The organism is Lutispora thermophila DSM 19022 (assembly GCF_900142105.1).
GTDB lineage: Bacteria > Bacillota > Clostridia > Lutisporales > Lutisporaceae > Lutispora > Lutispora thermophila.
Genome location: NZ_FQZS01000004.1, coordinates 218,011 through 243,130, shown reverse-complemented (window position 1 = coordinate 243,130; position 25,120 = coordinate 218,011). Strand labels below are relative to the sequence as shown.

Genomic DNA, 25,120 nt, shown 5'->3' with positions numbered 1-25,120 from the left:
TGAAATCTGTCATATCATCCTTGAAACCCAACATATCTTCCTTGAAGCTTAGCATATCAGCCTTGAAATCTTTAAACTCATTGTAAAAATCCTGAAATAACTTTAATAATTTCTCCTCCACGAAGCTCACCTCTTGACCATAATATAGCAAAACACTATTTATAAAGCAATAAAAAACTGTTCCTTTTTGTTTTCCTCCTATTTTCATAAACTATTTTTTGAAAAAATGCTCATTAAAAAGTTCATCTTTTAGTTAAAGCAAAAAATCTATTTCAGCCTTTGGAACACCTTATACACAAAAGTTTGTTTACATAATATTATTTACATAATCTTGCCTCGTTTTCACTATTACCCCATTACAGCCGTGTTACAATCTATTACAGTTCAATTACACAGGAAGGAAATCTGCTTTCCGTGTAGAATTATGTTAACTGTCCTAAAAGACAAAATAAAAAACCACATGAGGAGGAAAAATTAACATGAGTAAGAAAATCATCGCCCTTGTTCTTGCAATTGCTATGGCATTCTCTACGCTAACAGTAGCATTTGCAGATCAGGCAGTAAGTGCGGAAGTTCAAGCTCTTGCCGCAGTTGGCATGCTTGAAGGTGACGGCAATGGCGTGACTGTTGAATACACACAAAAGCAAATGGACAGGTTCACAGCCGCTATATCAATCTTAAAGTTAAAAGGTCTTTATGAGGATGCATTAGCATTCAATGGCGAAGCAAACTTCGCAGATGCAAAAGATGTTAAATGGGAAGCTGGTAAGAATGTTCTTGCCTACATCAAAGCAAATCCTCAAATAGGATTCGCAGGTGACCCAACAACAGGAAAATTCAATCCTTATGCAAACATCGACGAGCAATCCTACATCAAAGTATTGCTTGAAACATTAGGTTACAAGCAGACTACTGCTGAAATAGCAGGAGATTTCGCTTGGGAAGAAACAATTGAATTTGCAGCAACAATTGGATTAAATGCAACAAAAGCAAATCCTTTCACAATTGATGCTCTTTCAAAATTAACTGTATCAGCTTTCAAGGCTGAAATGAAAGATGGCAAGTTGCTTATCGAAGCTCTTATCGAAGCTGGTAGAGTTGACAGAGAAGTAGCAGCTGCACATGGTCTTGTTTCAGAGTTAGAAGTTGCAGTAAAATCTGCAAAAGCTCTTGGTAACAGTGTAGTTGAAGTAACATTTGACGGTGCTGTAAATGCAGCAGCTGAAGATAAATCTCTCTACACTATCGAAGGCTTAACTGTTAAAGAAGCAATAGTTGCCGGTGAAAATGTAGTAAGACTTACAACAGATGCTATGACAGCTGGTAAGGTTTACACATTAACAGTTGGTGAAGTAAAAGTTAACTTCGCCGGATTGGCAAAAGTAACTGGAACTCCTTCCTTAACAAAAGTTGAAGGAACAGATACTGAAAGAGTTGAATTAACATTTGACAAAGTTCTTGATTTTGTAACAGCTACAAATGTTGCAAACTACGAAATAGCTGGTGTTAAAATTGTTAAAGCTGAAGTTGATAAAGACATAGTAACTCTTGTTACAGAGGGTCTTGCAGCTCAGAAAACATACACAATTAAAGTTTCAAACATTGCATCAGTTGACGGTGCTGTTTTGAAATCAGCTAGCAAATCATTCTTCTCAAAAATTGACAAAGTAGCTCCAAAGCTTGAAGGTGTTGCCGCAAAAACATTCACAAGACTTGAAGCTACATTCAGCGAATTGCTATCAAAAGAATCTGCTATTGATTTAGCTAACTACACAATCAAAGCAGGTTCAAACGGAGAATTAGGAATACTTTCAATAAGAGACATCACAGAAAGCGATGCTACAAAGACTACAGTTGAAATCACAACTGCAGCTCAGAAAACCGGTGTAAGATATGAATTAATTGTAAAAAATGTAGCTGACAGAGCAGTAGTACCTAACGTAATGGTTAAAGAAGGCAAAGCTACATTCTCAGGTAAAGCTGAAGACAAAACTGCTCCAACATTTGCAGGTTTCGAATTCATCTCAAAGAATCTTGTAAAAGTTGACTTTACAGAACAAGGCTACAGCAGACTTGACGAATCAACTGCATTAGATGCAAACAATTACTCCTTCAACAACGATGTAACAATCGAAAAAGTTGAAAAATTACCTGGAGACAAAGAAGATTTCAGATCTGTTTTAATTACAGTTTCTGACCTTGACGCCAAGACTTACAAGTTAACAGTTTCCGGTATCAAAGATGAATACGGCAATGAAATAAAGGAAACTGGAAAAGCAAAAACATTCAGTCCTAAGAATGTTGTAGCAGCTCAGGTTGAAAAAGTTTGGGCTAGCGATGTAAACGAAATTAAAGTTCTATTCACAAAGGATATGAACAAGGAAGTTCTTCAAGACATTACTAAATACAGCATCGATGGAAACATAGGCGCACCAGTTGAAGCCAAATACTCCATCAGCGCTAAGACATTGACTTTAAAAACTGGCTCTGACTTAACAGCCGGCAAGACATATAAGATTACTATAACTGGTTTGAAAGACTTAGCTGGATTTGAAGTAAATGCAAAGCCAACATTTGTTGGAGTATCAAAAGCTAACGATATAGAAGCTCCAGTAGTTGAAAGCATCGAAGCTTTGAACAACAAAGTTGTTAAAGTAGTATTCAGCGAACCAATGCAAGTTCCTGCCAACATAACTGATTTAAAATTAACAGTTGAAACCGGCAAAACAATGAGTGCAAAGGTTGCTTACAACGACAACACAACATTCGAATTCTCCTTTGATGATTCAAAGGTATTAGAAGACAAGGAATACAAAGATACGCTGGCATTCGTCGGAACATACAAAGACGTTGCAGGCAATGTATTAGACACAACAAGTGAAAACAGCTTAATGGAATTCTACGGAGACAGCTATGCTCCAGACAAGATAACTCTTGACTCATTTGAGCAGACTTCCGTAAAATCCTTCAAGCTAATATTCAGCGACAGAGTTAAATTAAGTACAGTAAGCGCTACTGGCTTAACAGCTAGCTATGCTAAAGTAGACGGCAAGGAAGTTAAGAATGAAGTGATTCTTACAAGCGCATCTGCATTGAAACTTGGCAAAGAATTCAAAGTTGATTTATCAAAAGTAGAAAGCATACACGGCATAGGCGTTGAATATGGTGATGATAAGGATCTTGTATTAGTTGCAGATCTTGAAGATGAAGAAGTACCATATATCGAAAAAGTTGAAGCAACATACAGAGATGAAATTAAAGTAACTTACAACGAAGACCTGGCTTACGCCGGAAAATATGAGATAACTTACTATGACAACAATGGTAAGGAGCAAAAGATAACAACAAGCAAAGTAGTATTTGAGGATAATATTGTAACAATTACTCCTTCAAGAATTCTTGAAAATGGAGTAGTATACACTCTCAAAGTTGTTGCAGGCGTAAAAGACCTTGCTGGAAATGAAGGCGAAAAGGATGTTGAATACTCCTTCGACGGTACAAATGCTGTTAGAGTAGGCAACTATGTAACAGTAAATATAGTAAATGGTACAAAGATAGAAGTTATTCCTTACAAAGCCTTAGAAGATGGCAGCTACGATATAACAATAGTTTACGGTGACAATGTTGAATTATACAAAGGCTCAGTTACAGTAAACGATACTAACAACAACAAGTCAAAAGTTGTAATAACCTTAGCGGATGACGAAGCTTTATTGGCTGATACAACTTACACATTAACATTCGGTGATTACACATGCAAATTCAACGGTATAGTTGAAGATGATATCACAGTAACTGTTAATGGAGATAATATAGAAGTATCTTACAATGGAATGAAAGCCAAAGACTTGATTACAGTAGTTGGAGTAAGCACTGACTATGAAGTAAAAGCTACTGATGTTGAAAATGGCTATGCACAATTCACAAAACCATCTGCAAAAGCAAATATATACATTGTAAGAGACAATGTAGTATTGTACTTCGTAACTTTCGATCCTGCTGAATAATGTAAGCATTAAAAACCGATGGGATAAACCCATCGGTTTTTTTTATTTAATTATTTTTAATCGTTTCTGACAACCCATTCAATAAAGTACATATCCTGTAAAGAACTACTGCCGCTTCAGCCCTCGTCACATATCCCTTGGGATTGACGTTTTTACCATCACCTTGTATGAATCCCAACTCCACCATTAGAGCTACCGCTTCTCGAGCATAACCAGATATCTGGTCCTTATCTTCAAACTGATCCAAATATGTCAAATCAGCCATTTTGTCCTCCAGCTTCCCTGAGATTCTTAAGGCTCTCTCTATTAGAACCATCATGTCCTGACGAGTGATGAAGGAATAAGGATCAAGCCTGTCATCTCCTACTCCTTTTGCAATGCCTAAAGCCCTGGCAATTTTTATATCTTCATAATATGGATCTGTTACACTAACATCAATAAAGCTTCCATGGGCTTCTGCAGTGAGTCCTAAAGCTCTTATCAAAGCACCTATGAAATCCCCACGGGTAATGTTGGCTTCCGGAGAAAAAGTCTCATCAGCGGTTTCTAATAATATTCCCTTAGCAGCTACTGCCTCTATGGCTTCCTTTGCCCAATAGAATTTTTCAATATCGCTAAAGGCCTTCTTATGTGGTTCTGTCTTCTCTATAAGTTTTGCAACATCGTCAACCTTTCCTCTTGAATAACTTCCTCCTCTGGAACCGCCGCCACTGCCACCGTTGTTTCCTCCATTGCCTCCTGAGCCTCCTCCACTGCCGCCTCCTTCATTGTCTTCATAACTTACGGAAAAATCTCTTTGTACTTTTCCATGAGTAAATCCAACTATCAGTTTATAACTGCCTTTCTCAAGGTTTATGGTGACAGAGAATTGGCCTGACTCATTGGTTTTCAGCTGATCTATATATACTCTTTTCCCATCATCATTCCTGATTACTTGTATGGTTATATCAGCAAAATCATCATTAGTCGCACCTTGGACGGTTACTAAATGTTTTTTTATAATAATACCTATATTATCTCTATTTTCAGCAAATACAACCATGACATCTGAAAACAACATGAGGGTTATGAGGATGATAGACAACAGCTTATAAAAGTTGTTCTTCATAATTTTCAACCCCTTCCAATTATTCAACAGGCACTACCAAAGCATCTGACAAGGGCTGAGGATTATCCCAGCTATCCCATACAAAGGCTTTGACAATATATTTGCCTGTCTTTGGTATGCTTAGAGAAGCAGATAACATTTTCTGTACACCTGCTGCTACAGTTTCTGAGCTGGCTGCATAACTTACCATTGTCTTGGCATTTAAATCATACAATGCAATTATCAACAAAGCTCTCTTCTGAGTATCAGTGTTGTTGGTGATAGCCACTGTCACATTTGCATCTCCACCCAACTTGAAGCTTGGAGGAACATTTTCAAGAACTATATCAAAGCTTCCAGGTGTCTCCGAAGGCAATGACATGAATATTGCATTTGCCAACATTCTGAAGAAATGTTTAGGCTGCCCCTTGTTTGCCATGTTAAAGGCAAAGAGTGTTATGGGCGTATTATTGTATTCACCCTGGACAACCAGAGGTGCACCTTTTACTTCCTCATTTTTTGGCCACCAACCTGCCTTGAAATAATCGTCATCGGTGGTAACTCTTGCAAGAACCTTTACATCATCAGGTACAACAGTGAAATATAACCCACTGCCATAAGGATTCAATATATACTCTTCTTCCTCATAATTAGAGTTAATTATACTATCCTTTGCAACTTCTGACTTCAGAAGCCCTTCGTAACCGGTACTTCTGCCGTCAACTGCCAAAATGCCGTTGGCTCTAACAAACCTTATGGGACTGATTCCTATACCTACATATGGTATACCTTTATCAATATAACTCTTAACATTAGTGGAGCCTGTAGCCAGTATTACATTGCTGTTTGAAAGTGATGTAGAATAATCAAAGCCCAGCTCTCTTAACACAAACTCTACGTTTCCGCTGCCTACAAGACCTATCTGGGGCTTTGAAATATCCTTAACAAGGCTTCCCCCATCATAGGGCAGCACTTCAAGATAATACTTCCCCTTTATCATAGACAGTGCTTTTTTGCTTATTACAAAATCTCCAGCCTCATAACCTTCTCCGGAGGATAAGATCATGCTGACCTTCTGTTTTTTTCTCAAAAGCTCATTTATTCCTCTTATGGCATCATTGGTATTGTTCTTTATGATATAGTAATCGGAATCAGTTGGAATCACTGTTTCTGGTATTGATACCCCTGATATCCTCTTGGTTTTTCCTTTGAATACTCCTTCTTCTCTAATGACATATCTGTCAAATCCCCATACATCATGGAAATTCATAACCGTCTCTGCATACATGTCGTCAAAGGTTGATATATCAAAACCATCGGAGAGTATGGCATTGGCATATCCTCTTATGGCTTGATGCATATCGACTACATAACTACCTTTTGGATATGTCCTATCACCTATGGTTACATCCTCTGTCGAAACATCCACCAGTATACCGTTCCTCAGTAGATAATCTGCAACCAAATGGGCTTCCAACACATTCTTCTGCGTTGAAACATCAACAGGAATCACATAGTATTCTGGGAAGAAATTATCATAGTCTCCCCTAGGCCTTCCTACTATATTTCCATTACCATCTACAAACTCCTTATCCACCAGGTCTTTTGCATCGATGTTTTCTACTCCTCTCCTGAATATCTCCAATTGATTATTGTATAGTTCATCCTTATTATCCAATGCAAATTTTGCAGCTGCTAAACCACAAGCTATAAGAGCATCATAGGAATGTTCATTTATATCCGGAATTTCAATAGTATGACCTAATGATCCATGATGCATTGCATACATTGGAGTATATACAGGAGAGCCATCATCCCAACCGCTGGAATAATCCTCTCTAGGTACTATGAAGCTCCCGTACCTGGTGCTTCCTATGCCTGCTCTACCCATGACATAAGCCTGTTCCAACATGCTGTGCACCAGCAAATCATATTCGTAGTTAGGATCATGCGGTGGAGTAGTAGGCTCAATGAGAAACTCCTTCACATGACCGTGGAAATCCAGGAAAGTCAAGGGCTTCCATTCTACTATTGCCTTGATTGTATTCACAGCTTCAGGTTGAGTTTGGAAGGAGCAATCTCTGTTGAGGTCAAAACCGTTAACATTGGTACGAGTATTGTAGTATCTACCGTCAGGATTTACTGTAAAATTAAACAGGAATATGAAATTGTCCAATAACTCTGAAACTTTTAATGTTACAGTATTCTTTGTGCTTGGAATTTCCTCCTTGCCTTCATTGATCTCGATGTCTTCATACTCTACCTCTTTTCTGGTAGCCAACATTTCCAATAATCCCAACACAGCATCAGTTCCCGGCGCCTCATCGGGGTGAATATTATTGAACCATATAGGGATTTTATAATCCGACAACTCTTTTTCACTTATCCTTCTCTGAAGCTCTGCCGGATCTTCTAAGGCCATAGGCAATATTTCATTCAAATACTTTTCTACTGCGGCTTTACTCTCAGCCAAAATCACAAAATGACAATCCCGTCCCTCTATGCTTTTTCCTAAAGATTTATACTCTATATATCTTTCACCTACTGCCTTGCTTATGATTTTATCTATGGCAGGTTTTAATTCATCCCATGTGTGATAGCTGTCATAGGCATTTAACTTTATAGGTGATGATATGGAAACATCTTTATCACCATCTGTTACTGTCAGATCATAAGTGCCCAGCAGCCTCGGATAATAGGTTCTAGGGTAAGGCCTTCTATCCAGGGTATCTACAGGAATCCAATTATCACCATCAAATGTGCCAAAAGGCAACTCGAATTTGATTGTCGCCTTTACCGTTGAACCATCGAGATATGGTTCTGCCTCAAATTTTATAAAAGATTCATCTGTCAAGGAACCATATAAATAATCTATCTTCTTCCACTCTTCAAAGTCTATTCCTCCAAAGGTCCATTGAAGTTCATCCAAATCCGGCAGATATCCAAAGTCCACTGCCACATCAAATACCCTTTCTTCTGTCATGGAAGCCAGATTGCCGCTTAATTTCATACCCTGATACAAAGGTTCATCTATATATAGCAGAAGATTTGTAAGCACAGTGACAAAGGTATGAAGCCTATCCATTACCCTTCCATGAAATTCCTTTTCTATGAAGTCAAGATTATCTTTTCTTGAATGCATTATGGCTCCATGCTTTACAGTCTGAGTATACCCGTCCTTTTCACCTATTTCCCAATTGGTGGCTTCAAAATATGCATAGGGTATACCTGCCAACCTGAAATATACATGATCGCTCCAATCCCCAGTGGTCCCTTCAGGATAATCAGAATTAAGACCTGGATTGGTTTTAAGATCCAACCCCAGATTCTTAGCCAGGGCAAGAGCCTTATCCCTCACCCAGCCACCGTCCGGGTCATCTGCATATCCTCCATATACATAGGCAAAATCTCCGCCTATACAGGAATCTATATTAATCATAGCTATAGTATTTTCAATTTCTTCTTCGGTCATATTCTCAACATAATGCTTGGAACCTCTAAACCGTATTTCTTCTGCAGCAAAAGCTATGAACTTTATTGTGTAAGGTGTATCCATATTGGCCAATATCTCTGCAGCTTCCAACATGATGCCTACACCGGAAGCATTGTCATCGGCGCCTGTTCCTGCAGTCACAGAATCATAATGTGCTCCTACTATTACCACTTTGTCGGAAGAACCGGGCTTTGTTGCTATAACATTGTAATGGTTGATTACCATAGGAGCATCTTTATAGACTGCTTCCGCTACGGTTTTCTCATTTTCAGCTTCTTTGGTGGTTTTTGCTTCATCCTTTTCTACAGTTACCTCTTCAGCTGTTTCTTCAATCTTTGACCCCTCTTCTGCCGTTAAATCTTCATTCCCATGTTCCTCTACAACACCTACCATCTTTTCTTCCTCATTTTTGCCTGCCTCTTCCACTGTACCTTCTTCCAATGCCCCATCCACTGCTGATTCTTCAGCATCAACTGCATCTTCTTCCGTAGCAACCGCTTCCACCGTCGATGGACCAATACTCCTCTGAAACTCCTGTATCTCTACAGAATATCCAATATCTTCAAATACTTTCTTTATGTAATCTCTTGCTTCATATTCCTTCTCAGTGCCTGTAGGTCTTGCACCTATTACCTTTGACAGGTATTCTACATGCTCGTAGGCCCTTTCACCATACTCACGAGACTTGAAAGCTCCTGTAGCAGCCTTCAATGTCATCATTTGCTGTTCATCATCTTCGTCTTCTGTTATTGCTTTTTCACTTTTAACAGCCCCATAGGGGTTTTCTTCTATTTCCCTAACCCCTATCATATCCTCAGGCGTCAAATCTCCTTCCCTATCTCTTATGACCTCTGTGGAACCACCATATCCATGGCCTCCCCTTCCGTTCTCCGGCAAATAGCCTTTAATATCCGGTGCGGCAAACACAGGAGAAAATACCATAGACAGTATCATCACCACTACCAATATCAAAGACAATGGCTTTTTCAACATAAAATACCCCCTCTAATTTATTAAACAAACCTATGCTTGTTTAATAAATTAAATGCCCGTTAGTCCACATTTATGCATAAAATGTATCAATACCGGCCGTAAACTTTCGTCAAAAAAATAACGGCTTTAAAAGCCGTTACTGAAATATTGAATCAGGCAAAATACGCCAATGTCCAAAATCCTTTTCCAAAACTATACCTATTTTTTCTCTCTTGTCGTTTGATATAATCTCCACATCCGCACAGGCACTTCTCCAATCCGGCGATATGACTATGTTCCCGATGCTGTCCAATAAGCCAATATCCTGCTTATATCTATCATTTATCCGGAAGTAATTAAGAGGAACCCTCCTCTGAAAATCAGTGGTAAGACATGCATACATACCAATCAAGTCTCCCATCTCATAGGCCCGGAAGAAATCTCTGATGACCGCCTCAATGCTCTCCTTCAAAATCATAAACCCCCTTTAGCATATCACTCTACCAATACTATGATAAAGCCGTCCAGTTTTATTTCCTCACCGGGTTTTATTTTCAAGCTAAATGTAAAGTTCTTTGCATCCTTAGGTATATCAAAATCCATGCTTACCTGCTTCCACTTGTACTGGAGATCAAAACCGCTGAATGGGTAATTGATATTGCCTACTCTCACATTGACAGTCATGTTTTCCTTAGCGGTTATCTTCCTTGCCCAGAATCTTATGCTTACTTTCTTACCTCTCAAATCCTTATCGGTAAGTAAGGTACTCAGATTGGCTCTAATGCCCGCATCCTTATCCAAGTCATTTAGGAGATGCAGTGAACTGCCTGAATCTATGAAATCCACAGTCATGATTCTGCTTTTCAGATTATCCATAGACCACATGACATTAAATCTATCATAATAACCGCTGTATGAAAGCTTGAAATTCTTATCAAACAGCTGCTCATAAACTGCATTGTCATATATTTTGCTGGACTGCTGATTAGGCTTCAGGGTCTCTACCCCTTTGTACTCCCTGTATCCGTCTTTTGTTACCAATATATATGCCTGTCTTTCTTTTTCTTTACTTCCTTTATACTTAATGGTCAATGTAATTTTATAATTATTATTCTCAAATACATCCATGGTAAAGCTGTTTTTGCTGCCTCTGTAAAGCACAGTGCTGCCACTCTCCACCTTCCAGGACAAGCTGTTGATGAGATGATAAGGATCATTGATTTCCCTGTCATAGCTGACTTTCAGCTTCTTACCATACTCACTGTCAAAGACGGAAACACTAAAGGCCGTATCCAGCACTTCCATGTCAGTATCCTCTATTATCAAAACTTCGCCATAATTTCTTAACTTTAAGGACACAATGACTCCCTTGGCTATTTCCTCCCTCTTGTCTATTTCAGGGATCAAATTGGCCACTCTGTTATAAACCCTGACAGGATCCACCAAAGTTACATTTTCTCCACCTTTTACCACAGATAAAAAATTCTCTGCTGCCAGCTTATATTCCCTCAATGATTCATATATTCTGCCTTTATTGTAGAAATATTCTACTGCAGGCAATAGCTCAACCGCCTTCTTCTCATATTCCAGAGCATCTTTATAATTACCTGCATAGAAGGCGCTTACGGCAGCATTATTATAAGCCGTTGCATCATCCGGATCATATAACATAGAAGATGAGAAACTATCCTGGGCTAAGCTATACTCCTTCAACTTATACTGGCACATTCCCCTCATAAAATAGGCATAGGCCTTCTGCTTCTGATCCAATGTATCCATGGCCAATTGCCTGTTGTATTCAAATATAGCGTCACTATATTTCCCCTGGCTGTATAGCTTGTCTGCATTGAGCAAAGCAGTTATGGATTGTCTCAAATCCCACGGATTAAAATCAACTGCTTCTGTATCCTTTTGGGGCAACCTCATATATAAAAACTGGCTGTAGATATTTGCAGTGGATATGAATAAAATCAATACCAATGTAAACAATACAGCCTTTTCAAAGGTCAATTTCAATAGTTTCTCACCTCCACACCTGTCTAATTCTATTCTATCTCACCCAATATAAACATTCAATCGAACACCATGTCAGCAATTTTAAGTTTATATTACAATTTTGTCATATATGAAAAATAATGAAAAAACAGTGAAACAAATTGCATCTACTATCGTATAAAAATATAGAGTCAAAGACAGAACATTTTTATCAAAGGAGAGCGAAGTAATGAAGAAAAAGAAAAAAATTATAATAACCACAATTATTGTTCTTGCCTTAACTGCCCTTTGGGGAGGTAAAACCTATCTATCCTCAAAAAATACATTTAAAACCGTAGATACGGCTGAAGTGGTAAAAACCACTCTTATTCAATCCGTATCAGTATCAGGCAACATAAAAGCCCTAGAATCTGAAGAAATATCGCTGCCTTCAGGCCAAAAGATAACCAAGGTTCTGGTGGAAGAAGGCCAAGAAGTAAAAAAAGGTCAACTTCTGGTAAAACTGGATACATATGACTTAGAAACCCAGTTGAAAAAGGGCAAAATAAGTCTGGAAATGTCAAAAAGAAACCTCGAAAAGCTTAAAGCTGAAAACAGCGCAGAAAGAAAATCCCTGGAAAATGCCGTAACACAGGCTGAACTTGCTTTGAAAAGTGCTGCCTCAAAATATGAGGATGCAAAGGTTAAACATGAGCAGACCAAAAAACTATATGAAGCTGGATTTGTCTCCAAATCTGACTATGACAATTCACAATCCTCATTAAAGGATTTGGAAACCAACTTCCTCACTGCTGAAATAGCTTTAGATAATGCCAAAAACGCCTTAGCCGATTTTGACAACAGAATATATGAACAAGAAAAGCAAATAGAAATGTCTTCAACTGAATTGGCAAGCATAGAGAAAAAAATTGCAGAAAGCAATATCAAGGCTAACATAAATGGCAAAATCATAAAGCTGGATGCCAAGGAAGGTCAATATCCCGCTGAAGGAAGCAACATAATAATCCATGATCAATCCAAATATATACTGGAACTGAAAGTAAGCCAATACGACAGCGTAAGCATGAAGCTGGGCATGAAGGCCAATATCAAACTAAGCGGATTGGATAAGATATACGAAGGCCATGTAACCAAAATAGCGGAAACAGCCATCGTAGAAACCTCCACCAACAGCAGCAGCAAGGAAACAAAGCTTCTAGTAGAAGTAACTATGGACAATGCAGATGAGCAAATCAGGGCAGGCTACGAAGCAGATGCAGAAATAATTCTTGTTGAGAAAGAAAACTCCCTAGCAGTTAGTTTCGATGCAGTTAAGACCGATGAACAGGGCAATAAATACATTTTCGTAGTGGAAGATAATATTGCAAAAAAGAGAATAGTTGAAACAGGTCTTCAAACAGACTTAGAAATAGAAATAATCTCTGGATTGAAAGAAGGAGAAAAATACATCTTAAATCCTCCCGCAGGACTCATGGATGGCGAAACAGTAATGACAACTGGAGGGATATAGCTTGATAATAGAAATAGAAAATCTAAAAAAGGTATATGACACTGGTTCCATACAGGTGGAAGCTTTAAAATCCATAAATCTCAAAGTTGATAGAAATGAATATGTGGCAATCATGGGAGCCTCCGGCTCAGGAAAATCAACCTTTATGAATATATTGGGCTGCTTGGATAGAATGACATCAGGCAAATATATATTGGATGGGGAAGATGTATCAAAACTCAACGATACAGAACTGGCAGAAATAAGGAATAAAAAGATTGGATTCGTATTCCAGGCCTTCAACCTCCTTCCCCGCCTTACGGCTTTGGCTAATGTGGAGCTGCCTATGATATATGCAGGTGTACCCGCCTCTCAAAGACGCAAAAAAGCTATCGAAGCCTTGGAAAAGGTAGGCTTAGCCGAGAGAATCCATCATAAGCCCAATGAACTCTCCGGCGGTCAGAAGCAAAGAGTGGCCATTGCCCGTGCACTGGTGAACAATCCTGCCATACTGCTGGCGGATGAACCTACAGGAAATCTGGATACCAAATCCAGCATAGAAATAATGGACATATTTGAGAGCCTCAATGATGAAGGTGTAACCATTGTGATGGTAACCCATGAGCCTGACATAGCGGCCCATACCAAGAGAAATGTCGTTTTCAAAGACGGAGAAATCATATCAGATAACCCGGTTAAAAACCGAGTCACAAGGGAGACAAGAATATGAATATAATGGAAAGTGTTAAATCTGCTATATACAGCGTCAGATCCAATAAAATGAGATCCTTGCTCACCATGCTTGGAATAATAATAGGCATATCATCAGTAATAACCATCGTATCCATAGGTGAGGGAGGAAAAAACGCAATACTTGGAGAATTCGAAGATATTGGTAGAACCAGCATTTATGTAATGGTCAACCCCAGATCGGATGATGTTAAAGAAAGCCACTACTTTTCCTTGAAAGATATTGATATGCTTAAATCCAAGCTTCCGGAAATCACCGCAGCAATACCTAACTTCTATTATTATGAGAAAATAAAGGTTGGCAAAAACAGCAAATATGTAATCATGGAAACCACCACTGAAGACTATTTTGAAATTAATAACTTAGATATTCTTCATGGTCGCCCCTTAAATGAAGGCGACATAGAAAGCGCCAGAAACGTAGTATTAATCGATGACAAGACAGCCATGGAGCTTTTCGGAAGAACAAATGTGGTTGGAGAAAAGATATCTAGCAAGTTTGGCGATACTACCCTAAATTTGACTATAATAGGCGTGACAAAAAAAGCCGATTCAGGAATGTCGGAAATGTTCGGCGGTACAAATTCCAGGGCAATAATGCCCATAACCGTACTGAGCAAAATGATAGATTTTACTTTAGACTACATGATTGTAAAAGTTGATAAATCAGCAGACTTGACGGAAACAGCCAAGAAAATAGTAAGACTTCTGGAGAACTATCACAAGGCCGAAGGTGTATATGTTGCAGAAGAAGGTTTCAAAGAGCTCGACATGGTAGACAGTGTATTGGGCACCTTCACAGCGGTAATAGGCGCCATAGCCGGCATATCCCTGCTGGTTGGCGGTATAGGGGTAATGAACATCATGCTGGTATCTGTAACGGAAAGAACCAGAGAAATAGGCATCAGAAAAGCCTTAGGTGCAAAAAGAAGGGATATACTCCTCCAATTTCTTACAGAGTCCTTGATACTTTGCCTCATTGGCGGTACAATAGGATTAGTGCTTGGTATGGCTATGGGAAACCTGGTAGGTCCTCTCATCAAAGTGAAAGCATCAGTTTCACCGTCAATAGTTATAATAGCTGTTGCTTTTTCATCGGCAGTGGGAATATTTTTCGGGCTGTACCCGGCTAATAAAGCAGCTAAGCTTGACCCCATAGAAGCTTTAAGATACGAATAAGGGAGGAAAGAAAATGAAGAGACTTATATGCACCTTGCTATGCACCATATTGATATTAGGAAACGGAGTAGCTTATGCAGAACCCAAATTTCGCTACAGCTTCGAAGAGGCTCTTGAGATAGCTATGAAGAATACTCCTGAGTACGGATTGCAGGATAAAGTCATAGAAAAATATAGCGATGCTTACGACAACCTGTATAAAGCTACTCCCAACAGAGTTATCTATTTGGGTAGCATGAAATCCTTTATCTCAAAACAAGTGGATCCTCAAATTCAACTGGAAAACACATACTCTCAATATAGCTCTGCTAGATTGCAAAAGGAAAACATCAAGAGGAATGTAGCACTAAATCTAAGGAGCACTGTCATAGGCATATCAAAGGCTGAAATGGCCTATAAGGAAGCAGAACTAGCTAAGAAAAACAAGCAAAAAGAGTTGGATCTTCTGGAGATAAGATATGAAAACGGCCTTATCAGCAAAAAAGACTACAATGAACAAAAGAAGAAGATAAATAACGAAATAAAGGATGCCTTGACCCAGGCACAAGATGCTGTTGACCTTGCATATAGACAACTCAACACCATGCTGGGCAGGGAAGATGAAAAGGACATCGAAGTAAAGCTTAATGATACAGTGATCCCTCTTGAAAAGCTTGATTTGGAGCAAATAAAGAAAGACATGATAAAGAAAAACGAGAACCTTAACAACCTGTATGAGCAAAGAAGAATTGCAGACTACAAGTTTGGTTTGATAAAACAGCGTTACGACAAATATGAAATTGATAAGTTTACAGATGACATGCTGCTAGATATGGAAGACATGTATGATGATGCAAAAGAAGAATACGAACTTGCCAACCAAGCTTATGAAAATGCCTTGGATCGTTTCAACAAGAGCTTCGATGATATGATTGAAAAAATAAAGGATATATATGACGACATAGAAGAGCTTAAAAAAGACATAGCCGAAGAAAAGGAAAAGATGGAATTAAACAAACTGCTTTACGAATCAGGCAGAATGACCAAACTAGAGTACGATGCCCTAGGAGACAAAATAACTTTAATGGAAAACGACCTGAAGGAGTTGGAGCTGGATTTAAATATGAAATATGCAGAACTCCTGATATACAGCGATTTGGATAAGGTAATAAAGGAATAGAGGCAAAAAGAACAGTCCCCGTTGAGACACCGGGGACTGTTCTTTTTGTCTAACTTTTCATTTTATCAAAGGCAATTCAACAAAAAAAGTGGTATATTCATTTGTTCCGCTTCTGGCATATATCCTTCCCCCATGCAGATCAACTATAGCTTTTGCTATGGACAAGCCTAAACCATAACCTCCGCTTTTCCTTGCTCTGGATTTATCTCCCCGATAAAACCTGTCGAATATTCTTTCCAAAGATTCAGGAGGTATGCCTTCTCCCGTATTGGATACAGACAAAACAGCATAGTTATTGCTTTTTCTTAAAGATAAGTCAACTTTTCCATTGGCGCCGGAATACTTCACCGCATTATCCAGAAGTATCATTACCACTTGTTCCATCTGCTCTTTATTGCCATATACCGTAATCCCGGACTCCACATCATAATGAAATCCAATATGGTTTTCAAATATAAGGGCTTCCATTGTCATAATCACATTCTCCACAGCATTGCTCAAGTCAACAGCTGAATAAATAACATCTCTACTATCATCCAATCTGGCAAGATACAAAAGATCGTTTATCAGCTTTGACATCCTATCAACTTCTGATTTTATATAATATAACCATTTCCATTGATTCTCCATGTCTTCATCCTTGTTGGAAAGCAAGACATCCACATTTGTGTTGATAACCGTAAGCGGTGTCTTCAGTTCATGAGAAGCATCGGCAATAAACTGCTTCTGCTTGTAGAATGCCTCCTCAACAGGCTGAATAGCTTTATTGGCAAAGGTTTTGCTTATGAGAAATATGAAAATAAGCATTACCGCAGCTACAAGCAAAAAGGTATATATGAGGTTTGTGAGAATCCGATGTTGAGGTGTAATGTCCAAAAATACTATCTTGCAACCATGGGGATTTTTTTTCATCATAAATGCCCAATGGCTGTTGTCATATTTGAATCTTCCTGTGGCAGCACTTTTTGAAATGGATGCGGATTTGGCAGCTTCATAAAACTCGTCATCCATATCCAAAGCAGATGAAACTTTCACTATTTTGTATTTGTCATCAGTGATTATGGTAAATGAGGCTGTTCTCTCCCGGGCAGGCCCCATATTCATTTCAAATTTTGGCTGTCTGGAAACCATTATGGGCCATCGTTCTATGGCAGATAACCTGTTCAACTCTTTGTTGATATCCCTGCTCACATTTTTATAGGTAATAATATATATGGAGGAAAAGGCCATGAGCATCATGATAGATATGGAAACCAGATTGAGAATCAGAAATTTATTCCTAAGCTTGGCAAACATTAATCCTTTACCTCCAATGCATATCCTACTCCTCGTATGGTATTTATGCATACTTTAGAATCCAAATATTGAAGCTTTTTTCTCAAAAAAGATATGTAAACTTCCACATGATTGTATTCTACTTCAGAATCATAACCCCAAAGCTTTTCTATTATAAGTTCCTTTGGAATCACCGTATTTTTTCTCATCATAAGAAGCTCCATCAATTCGCTTTCCTTCAAAGTCAGCTTTACATTCCTGAGAGCCTTGGCAAGCATCAATGATGAAGTATTAAGCTCAATATCTCCAAACTCAAGGGTATTGTTCTGTATAAATTCACCCTTTCGCCTTGACAGGGCTCTTATCCTGGCCAGCAGCTCCTCTGTAGCAAAGGGCTTTGCCAGATAATCATCAGCTCCGCTGTCCAAACCCATGACCTTGTCAGAAACATCGCTTTTTGCCGTGAGGAATATGACAGGTGTAGAGATCTTCTCCTCTCTCATCTTCTTTAATATGCTTATTCCATCTATTTTGGGAAGCATTATGTCCAAGATGACCAAATCATATATGCCGCTTAAGACATTATCCAATCCCGTTTCTCCATCATATACAGCATCAGCAGTATAATTATTTTTTCTAAGTATCTGAACCAATGCTTCCGCTAAATGGACCTCATCTTCAACTATCAGTATCCTCATGGAAACCCCTCCGTATTTTCTCTTTTACTATTATAGCACAACGTTCCTTAAAGAAACCTTGAAATGAAACATATGCCATTTTAAGGTTTCTTTAAGAATCATTCTATAAACTATAAATAAAATTTTTTATAGGAGGTAAGAAAGTGAATGCACCAAGTACTACAACTACTGTAAATCCAAAGAGAAAAAGGAAAATAAACCTCAAAGTCATAATACTGTTCCTTATCCTAGCTATAGGCTGCTATATAGGCTATCGCTACATAAATACTAAAAATAAGGCACAAAACCAAGTACAACAGAGAACCGGTGTTGTAAGAAGAGGAGATATCACAGTATCCATAAGCGGCTCAGGCACATTGTCATCTGCAAGCACCTTCACCGCTTTATCCAGTGTGGAAGGCACCATCAGCAAAATTTATTGCAAAGACGGTGACAAAATACAAGCAGGCAGCCTGGTCATGGAACTGGACAGCGGAGAAGCACTGTTGGATATAAAGAAACTGGAAAACAATATATCCAAGGCAAAAATATCCAGAGATCAATTGCTCAAATCCATGGAGAACAATCAAGTCATAGCTCCCATATCCGGCGAGATAACTGAAATCAGATATAAATCCAGTGATGATATAACCAAAGGCACCTCACTTCTTACAATAACTGATAAGAGTCAGCTGAAGCTATTGCTTCCATTCAGAAATTCATATAGAAATGAGTTGGAACAAGGCCAAAAGGCTACCATATATGTTTTTGATTCCGCAATGGATGAAGTCCACAACCTTGAGGGCACCATATCCTTTATAAGCTCTGCTCCTGAATCTGCGGGAGAAGCCCAATCATACAACATAGAATTCATAATCGACAACCCTGGATATTTGGATAATACCATGATTGCCAGTGCAGAAATAACCGTATCAGGCAAAACCATAAAGAGCATAGGAAACAGCAATCTATCCTATATAGAAAGCGCTACTGCAAAAGCTGAAATAGCAGGCACTATAGAAGGATTGGATGTGCTATTGGGTCAATATGTCAAAAAGGGGGATGTGCTGGCCACCATCATCAACGATGATCTATCCATCGAACTGGAAACCAGCAACTTAAACATTGAAGAAATGGAAAACCAACTGGAATACTTGTATGAGAAACTGTCCCACTACAAAATCTATTCGGATATCGATGGCACACTATCTTTGGAAGATCTGAAGGTAGGTGATGCGGTTAAAGCCGGCACAACTGTTTTCAAAGTATCCAACTACGATTTGATGGAATTCCAGATAGCCATTGATGAATTGGACATATCAAAAATACAAACAGGTCAAAATGTTTATGTCACAGTAGATGCTCTGGAAGAAACAGAAGAAAAACCATTGACAGGCGTTGTAACCGAAATAGCTCAGGAAGGCAATATTACCGGCAATGGTGTAACCACATACCCAGTAACTATACTGCTTACAGAAGCCAACAACCAATTAAAGGTAGGCATGAATGTCAATGGAGAAATCATAGTCAATGAAAAGAAAGATGTGCTTTATGTGCCCATTGAAGCTGTGCAAAAACAGGGAGGTAAAAATATAGTATATGTAAAAACCTCTGAAATTGTTGGCAAAACACAGGAAGGTAAAAAAGATACAACAAATCCGGATGAACAGAAAGCTCCTGAAAGACGAACATCCCCTGAAGGACAGAAGCCCAATGCTGATCAAAATACCAATATGAAGCAGCCGTCAGGCAATAACTCAAACAGAGAGCGAAGAAACAGGGCTCAAGTCAACAACTATTACGCGGGAACAGTGCCAAAGACTGTAGAAATAGGCATAAACAATGATCAATATATTGAAATCGTAAACGGCTTAAATGAAGGAGATATAATAATTCTTCCTCAACTATCTTCTACTTCCAATACAAGCAACAATCAAACCAGAGGTGGCTTTGGTGGCGGAATGACAGGCGGAATGCCTGGTGGAGGAACACCGGGAGGAATGCCTTTTAGAACACAAAGCGGTACAGGAAGGTAGGGGAGCAACATTGACAGAGACATTGATAGAAATACGGGAAATGTGGAAAATCTATCAAATAAACCAATTACAAGTCCAGGCCTTGAAAAACATAAACCTCAGCATCAAAAAGAATGAATTTGTTGCCATTGTAGGCCCATCCGGCTCAGGCAAATCCACTCTTATGAACATGCTGGGCTGCCTGGATACTCCTACATCTGGCACTTATATACTGGATAATGAAGAAGTAAGCAATCTTAGTGATGATAAGCTGGCAGAAATAAGAAGCAAAAAAATCGGCTTTATTTTTCAGAGCTTCAATCTTATTCAGAAACTCACAGCTCTGGAAAATGTGGAACTTCCATTGATTTATACAGGAGTAAAAGCTTCAGAAAGGATTAGAAGAGCAAAATTAGCCCTGGAGGATGTAGGATTGGGCCAAAGGCTATATCATAAGCCCAATGAGCTCTCCGGCGGTCAACAGCAAAGGGTTGCCATAGCCAGGGCTCTCATAAACAATCCACCTATTATATTTGCCGATGAACCTACAGGAAACTTGGACTCCAAATCAGGTGTAGAAATAATGAATCTCCTGAAGGAACTGCATAAAAAAGGAAACACCATTGTGCTTATCACCCATGACAATGATATAGCAAACCAAGCCGAAAGAGTCATCAGGATAAGTGACGGCACAATTGTGGAAGACAGGCAGGTGATATAGATGAGTTTTTTTCAAGCATATAAGATGGCGATAAAAAGCATTAAGGCCAACAAAGGAAGGTCCTTTCTCACCATGCTGGGAGTCATCATAGGAGTTGCATCTGTAATATCAGCAGTAGCATTTGCCCAAGGCAGCACCAAAAGCATCACTGACTCCATACAGAAGCTGGGCACCAATCTGATACAAATAACCATAACAGGCAGAAACAGCAACAGGGATATGTCTTATGATGATCTGAAAAAATTCGCGGAAGAAAATTCAGATGTAATTGCAGCCACAGCACCTCAATCCAGTACCAGTGCCAAAGTCAAATATGGCTCCACCAATATGGACACCACCATCATTGCTACATCACCTGAATACGAAAATATCAAAAATGTTCATGTAACTCAAGGAAGATTTTTACTGGACTTTGATTTGGAGTATAGACAAAATGTAGCCTTAGTGGGAACAGCCGTTGTCAATGAGCTGTTTGAAAATAGAAATCCCATAGGGGAGAAAATCAAGATAAACGGACAGATATTTAAAGTAGTAGGCATTCTTGAAGAAAGGGCTGATGGAGCAACGCGTTCCGACGATGATCAAATAATCATACCTGTCACCTCTTCCCGAATGGTAATGAAAACTTCATCCATAAGAAATTTTGCAGTAGAAGCCACCAGTGCTGACAAAGTTGACGCAGCTATGGAAAGCTTGAAAGCCTTCTTATTGGATATATACAAAAACGAAAATGCTTTCAGAGTGTTTGACCAATCTCAAATGCTGGAAACTCTCAATGATGTAACCAGCAGCATGATGATTGTACTGGGAGGCATAGCCGCCATTTCCCTCATAGTAGGTGGAATAGGCATAATGAACATTATGCTGGTATCCGTAACTGAGAGAACAAAGGAAATCGGCATCAGAAAAGCTATAGGTGCAAAGAGGAAAAACATTCTGACCCAATTCATAATAGAAGCAACTGTTGTAACAGGCATGGGAGGAATAATTGGAATTCTGTTAGGCTTCTCGATAATCAAATTTGTCATAGGAGGATTAGATCTGGTGCCGCCTGTTTACTCCATACCATGGGCTTTGATAGCCTTTGGAATATCACTGTTGGTAGGAATAATCTTCGGACTGTTCCCGGCTTATAAAGCCGCCAGCTTGAAACCGATTGAAGCCCTCAGAACAGAATAGCAATTCATAAAGACACTTGCAACCCTAATAGCCTAGAAAGGATGATATGATGAAACTTAAAATACTTAACTATATATTAATTTTATCTTTGCTCCTCAGCACCACAGTTTCAGCAGAACCAAAATTCCGGTACAGCTTTGAGGAAGCCTTGGAAATGGCTTTGGAAAACTCTTTGGAATATGAATCCAAAGCCAATACCATAAAAAAAGCCTATGATGCCTTTGATGCTGCACAAAGTTCAGCCCCCAAAGAAGTAAAATTCACAGGCAGCATGAAAAAGTTCATATCAAGCCAAGTTGATCCTGCCATCAAGGTGGAAGAAACTTATAACAACTACCAGCAGGCCCTATTGGATAGAAACAATACAAAAGTCACCATTGCATTAAACCTCAGATCTGCTGTAATAGCTGTAGAAAATGCAGAGATGGATCTGGAGGAAGCAAATCTCAACAAAAAAATATGGGAAGAGGAATTGAAACAATTAGAACTTAAATTTGATAAAAATCTTATAACTAAACCAGAATATGAAAACAAAAAAACTGACTTAGAAAACAAATTAAAGGACTTGGATAAATATCAGGACAACCTGGATGAAGCCTACTACAAACTTAATGCTCTATTAGGCAGACAAAACCAAAAGGATATCGCCATAACCCTTGATGATACTGTAGTTCCCTTGGAAAAACTGGATCTGGACCAAATAAAAAAAGACATGATAAACCGAGACCTCTCTATTGCCCAGAAAAAGAATGAACGATTCGTAAAGAAATACTATTTTGACCTGATAGACTTAAGATACTCCAAATATACCCAAGACAGTCTTACAGACTCTATGCTGGATGATATTTGGGAAATGTATGAAGAAGCCAAAAAAGACTTTGAAACTGCGGATATGAACTACGAAAAAGCTCTGGAAAACTTTGATAAAGAGTTTGACGATATGTTAGAAGATATTAAGGATACTATGGAGCAAATAAACGAAATAAAGCAAGATATTTCAGAAGAGGAGCGAAATGCAGAAATAAGCAAACTTAAATACGAAGCAAGAATGATCACCAGATCTCAATACAATTCCAGTTTAAATCGCATAACCTTGCTGAAAAATGACCTGAGAGCTGCAGAACTGCAACTAAATCTGAAATATGCAAAACTACTGGCCTACAGCGACTTAAGCAAGGTAGTAAAAGAATGAGACAATGAAAACCCTTCCGTAAAACTATACTTGAATAAGCATCTATCCCTATGATAACATTAATATAATATTATAATAATAAACATACTGGAAGGGTCGTGATGTTAGGGTTGAATGAAAAGATAAAACTTTATGGGTTTAACAATCTCACAAAAACACTTAGCTTTAACATTTATGATATCTGTTATGCTAAAACCGAAAGAGACAAGAAGGATTATATCACCTATATCGATGAACAGTATAATTCTGAGCGTCTAACCAATATTCTCCGTGGTGTTACAAAAATAATCGGCGCTAACATTTTGAACATCTCCAAGCAGGATTACGATCCCCAGGGAGCAAGTGTTGCCATACTCATAACAGAACAGGGCATGCCCTCCGACCAGGTAGACCCATCCTGCAACAAGGGAGAAATACCACTGATGAAGGATTGCGTTATGGCCCATTTAGATAAAAGTCATGTTACGGTTCACACATATCCAGAAAGCCACCCGGATAATGAAGTTTCTACTTTCAGGGTGGATATTGATGTGTCAACCTGTGGACAAATATCTCCATTGAATGCTCTTAATTATCTCATAGGAAGCTTTGACTCGGACATTATAACCATAGACTACAGGGTGAGAGGCTTTACTAGGGATGTAAACGGTCACAAGTACTTTATAGATCACGCCATGAGCTCTATACAAGATTATATAGATCAGAAAACACTGGATAAATATGATTGCATAGATGTAAATGTATATAACTCCAATATATTTCATACCAAAATGATGATAAAAGAAATCGATCTCAATAACTATCTTTTCAATGAAGATCCTTATGATCTTAAACCTGAAGTAAGACGTGAAATTAGAAATAAGCTTTCTAAAGAAATGATAGAAATATATCACGGCTTAAATGTTTATGACCGCATAGAAAAATAGTCAGGAGGTTGGATATGGAACTTTGGTATACAGAAGAACATACTAATAATGTTCGATTCACTATTAAAATAGATAAGCAAATACACAGTGAGCAAAGCCCCTTTCAAAGAATTGACTTCTTTGATACCCATGAATTCGGTCGTATTTTCACTTTGGATGGAATAATAATGCTTACGGAAAAAGATGAATTCATCTACCATGATATGATTGTCCACGTGCCTATGGCTGTCAATCCAAACATTAAAAAGGTCCTTGTCATAGGTGGCGGAGACGGAGGCACTGTAAGAGAACTTACAAGATATAACACCATTGAATCCATCGAGATGGTGGAAATTGACCAAAGGGTCGTTGAATGCTGCAGGGAATATATGCCTCAGACATCTTCAAAATTAGATGACGCCAGAGTAAAGCTTCTATTTGAAGATGGCATAAAATTTATCAGCAATAAGGAAAATGAGTATGATCTAATAATAGTCGACTCCACAGATCCCATAGGACCTGGAGAGGGATTATTCACCGAAGAGTTTTATAGAAACTGCTATAAGGCTCTTAAGGATGACGGCATATTGGTAAATCAGCATGAAAGCCCTTACTACAATAATACCGCCAGACTCATGAAAAGAACCCATAAGAGAATCAAGCAATTTTTCCCCATAGCCAAGGTATATCAAGCTCATATACCTACCTATGCTTCAGGCCATTGGCTTTTCGGATTTGCATCAAAAAAATATGATCCGGTAAAGGATTTAGATGATAAGTATTGGAACAGCCTGGGACTGGAAACTAAATACTACAACACCGAACTACACAAGGGTGCCTTTGCCCTGCCTAATTATGTTATAAAAATGTTGGAAGACTAGAAGAAGCAAACAGAGACGGTTGAGACATGGGGTACGGTTCTCTGTGTTTCATTGCCTGTACTTTAAGGTAATAAGAACATGAGAATCCTATCCATTTATCTCAACCGTCCCTTATTTATCATGTCTCAAAAAGTGAGACATGGA

At 38.7% G+C, this 25,120-nt stretch carries 17 protein-coding genes; 11 read left to right on the top strand and 6 right to left on the bottom strand.

The window, feature by feature from the left end; genetic code table 11:
* Positions 1 to 479: 479 nt before the first annotated feature.
* Positions 480 to 4,007 (top strand): Ig-like domain-containing protein, encoded by a 3,528-nt coding sequence (locus tag BUB48_RS03105; RefSeq protein WP_073024450.1) that lies wholly within the window; start codon positions 480 to 482, stop codon positions 4,005 to 4,007.
* Between the two features lie 46 nt (positions 4,008 to 4,053).
* Here BUB48_RS03105 and BUB48_RS03100 read toward each other — a convergent pair whose 3' ends face one another.
* The 4 genes from BUB48_RS03100 to BUB48_RS03085 all read right to left on the bottom strand — a co-directional run bounded on the left by BUB48_RS03100 (position 4,054) and on the right by BUB48_RS03085 (position 11,575).
* The gene (locus BUB48_RS03100) at positions 4,054 to 5,115 is read right to left on the bottom strand and encodes an S-layer homology domain-containing protein (RefSeq protein WP_073024448.1); all 1,062 of its coding nucleotides are present in this window, start codon (positions 5,113 to 5,115) and stop codon (positions 4,054 to 4,056) included.
* 19 nt (positions 5,116 to 5,134) lie between these two features.
* Positions 5,135 to 9,580: a M20/M25/M40 family metallo-hydrolase gene (locus BUB48_RS17950; protein ID WP_073024446.1), complete on the bottom strand. Its 4,446-nt coding sequence runs from the start codon at positions 9,578 to 9,580 to the stop codon at positions 5,135 to 5,137.
* 136 nt (positions 9,581 to 9,716) lie between these two features.
* Positions 9,717 to 10,031, bottom strand: a complete 315-nt coding sequence (locus BUB48_RS03090) for a hypothetical protein (RefSeq protein ID WP_073024444.1) — start codon at positions 10,029 to 10,031, stop codon at positions 9,717 to 9,719.
* A 23-nt stretch (positions 10,032 to 10,054) separates the two neighbouring features.
* Entirely contained in the window at positions 10,055 to 11,575 is a 1,521-nt protein-coding gene (locus BUB48_RS03085; RefSeq protein WP_073024442.1) for a tetratricopeptide repeat protein, read from the bottom strand.
* A 208-nt stretch (positions 11,576 to 11,783) separates the two neighbouring features.
* Here BUB48_RS03085 and BUB48_RS03080 point away from each other — a divergent pair, with 208 nt between their 5' ends.
* The 4 genes from BUB48_RS03080 to BUB48_RS03065 are packed head-to-tail and all read left to right on the top strand — an operon-like array spanning position 11,784 to position 16,131.
* Positions 11,784 to 13,064 (top strand): efflux RND transporter periplasmic adaptor subunit, encoded by a 1,281-nt coding sequence (locus BUB48_RS03080; protein ID WP_073024440.1) that lies wholly within the window; start codon positions 11,784 to 11,786, stop codon positions 13,062 to 13,064.
* 1 nt (position 13,065) lies between these two features.
* A complete protein-coding gene (locus tag BUB48_RS03075) occupies positions 13,066 to 13,773 on the top strand; it encodes an ABC transporter ATP-binding protein (RefSeq protein ID WP_073024438.1) in 708 nt (235 codons plus the stop codon).
* On the top strand, positions 13,770 to 14,972 hold the full coding sequence (locus tag BUB48_RS03070) for an ABC transporter permease (protein WP_073024436.1): 1,203 nt from the start codon (positions 13,770 to 13,772) through the stop codon (positions 14,970 to 14,972). The genes BUB48_RS03075 and BUB48_RS03070 overlap by 4 nt, the downstream gene beginning before the upstream one ends.
* A 13-nt stretch (positions 14,973 to 14,985) precedes the next feature.
* Complete coding sequence (locus BUB48_RS03065; protein ID WP_073024434.1) at positions 14,986 to 16,131, top strand: TolC family protein; 1,146 nt, start codon at positions 14,986 to 14,988, stop codon at positions 16,129 to 16,131.
* Between the two features lie 57 nt (positions 16,132 to 16,188).
* Here the strand turns inward: BUB48_RS03065 and BUB48_RS03060 are convergent, their stop codons facing one another.
* On the bottom strand, positions 16,189 to 17,427 hold the full coding sequence (locus tag BUB48_RS03060; RefSeq protein ID WP_073024420.1) for a sensor histidine kinase: 1,239 nt from the start codon (positions 17,425 to 17,427) through the stop codon (positions 16,189 to 16,191).
* Positions 17,427 to 18,104 carry a response regulator transcription factor gene (locus BUB48_RS03055; protein ID WP_073024418.1) on the bottom strand — a complete coding sequence of 226 codons (678 nt, stop codon included), beginning with the start codon at positions 18,102 to 18,104 and terminating at the stop codon, positions 17,427 to 17,429. Before BUB48_RS03055 ends, BUB48_RS03060 begins: the two co-directional genes overlap by 1 nt.
* A gap of 143 nt (positions 18,105 to 18,247) precedes the next feature.
* Here BUB48_RS03055 and BUB48_RS03050 point away from each other — a divergent pair, with 143 nt between their 5' ends.
* The 6 genes from BUB48_RS03050 (at position 18,248) to speE (ending at position 24,976) form a co-directional block, all read left to right on the top strand.
* Positions 18,248 to 20,119, top strand: a complete 1,872-nt coding sequence (locus BUB48_RS03050; protein WP_073024416.1) for an HlyD family efflux transporter periplasmic adaptor subunit — start codon at positions 18,248 to 18,250, stop codon at positions 20,117 to 20,119.
* A 22-nt stretch (positions 20,120 to 20,141) separates the two neighbouring features.
* A complete protein-coding gene (locus BUB48_RS03045) occupies positions 20,142 to 20,819 on the top strand; it encodes an ABC transporter ATP-binding protein (RefSeq protein WP_073024515.1) in 678 nt (225 codons plus the stop codon).
* On the top strand, positions 20,820 to 21,998 hold the full coding sequence (locus BUB48_RS03040; protein WP_073024414.1) for an ABC transporter permease: 1,179 nt from the start codon (positions 20,820 to 20,822) through the stop codon (positions 21,996 to 21,998).
* A 46-nt stretch (positions 21,999 to 22,044) separates the two neighbouring features.
* On the top strand, positions 22,045 to 23,190 hold the full coding sequence (locus BUB48_RS03035; RefSeq protein WP_139249895.1) for a TolC family protein: 1,146 nt from the start codon (positions 22,045 to 22,047) through the stop codon (positions 23,188 to 23,190).
* 98 nt (positions 23,191 to 23,288) lie between these two features.
* Entirely contained in the window at positions 23,289 to 24,116 is an 828-nt protein-coding gene (speD, locus tag BUB48_RS03030; protein ID WP_175548337.1) for an adenosylmethionine decarboxylase, read from the top strand.
* A 14-nt stretch (positions 24,117 to 24,130) separates the two neighbouring features.
* Positions 24,131 to 24,976, top strand: coding sequence for a polyamine aminopropyltransferase (speE, locus tag BUB48_RS03025; protein ID WP_073024395.1), 846 nt, complete (start codon positions 24,131 to 24,133; stop codon positions 24,974 to 24,976).
* The last annotated feature ends 144 nt before the right edge of the window (positions 24,977 to 25,120 follow it).

Coding starts and splice junctions, on each gene's coding strand:
- BUB48_RS03070 (WP_073024436.1), top strand. CDS start 13,770: ATGAATATAATGGAAAGTGTTAAATCTGCTATATACAGCGTCAGATCC.
- BUB48_RS03100 (WP_073024448.1), bottom strand. CDS start 5,115: ATGAAGAACAACTTTTATAAGCTGTTGTCTATCATCCTCATAACCCTC.
- speE (WP_073024395.1), top strand. CDS start 24,131: ATGGAACTTTGGTATACAGAAGAACATACTAATAATGTTCGATTCACT.
- BUB48_RS03055 (WP_073024418.1), bottom strand. CDS start 18,104: ATGAGGATACTGATAGTTGAAGATGAGGTCCATTTAGCGGAAGCATTG.
- BUB48_RS03105 (WP_073024450.1), top strand. CDS start 480: ATGAGTAAGAAAATCATCGCCCTTGTTCTTGCAATTGCTATGGCATTC.
- BUB48_RS03060 (WP_073024420.1), bottom strand. CDS start 17,427: ATGTTTGCCAAGCTTAGGAATAAATTTCTGATTCTCAATCTGGTTTCC.
- BUB48_RS03040 (WP_073024414.1), top strand. CDS start 20,820: ATGAGTTTTTTTCAAGCATATAAGATGGCGATAAAAAGCATTAAGGCC.
- BUB48_RS03035 (WP_139249895.1), top strand. CDS start 22,045: ATGATGAAACTTAAAATACTTAACTATATATTAATTTTATCTTTGCTC.
- BUB48_RS03080 (WP_073024440.1), top strand. CDS start 11,784: ATGAAGAAAAAGAAAAAAATTATAATAACCACAATTATTGTTCTTGCC.
- BUB48_RS03065 (WP_073024434.1), top strand. CDS start 14,986: ATGAAGAGACTTATATGCACCTTGCTATGCACCATATTGATATTAGGA.
- BUB48_RS17950 (WP_073024446.1), bottom strand. CDS start 9,580: ATGTTGAAAAAGCCATTGTCTTTGATATTGGTAGTGGTGATGATACTG.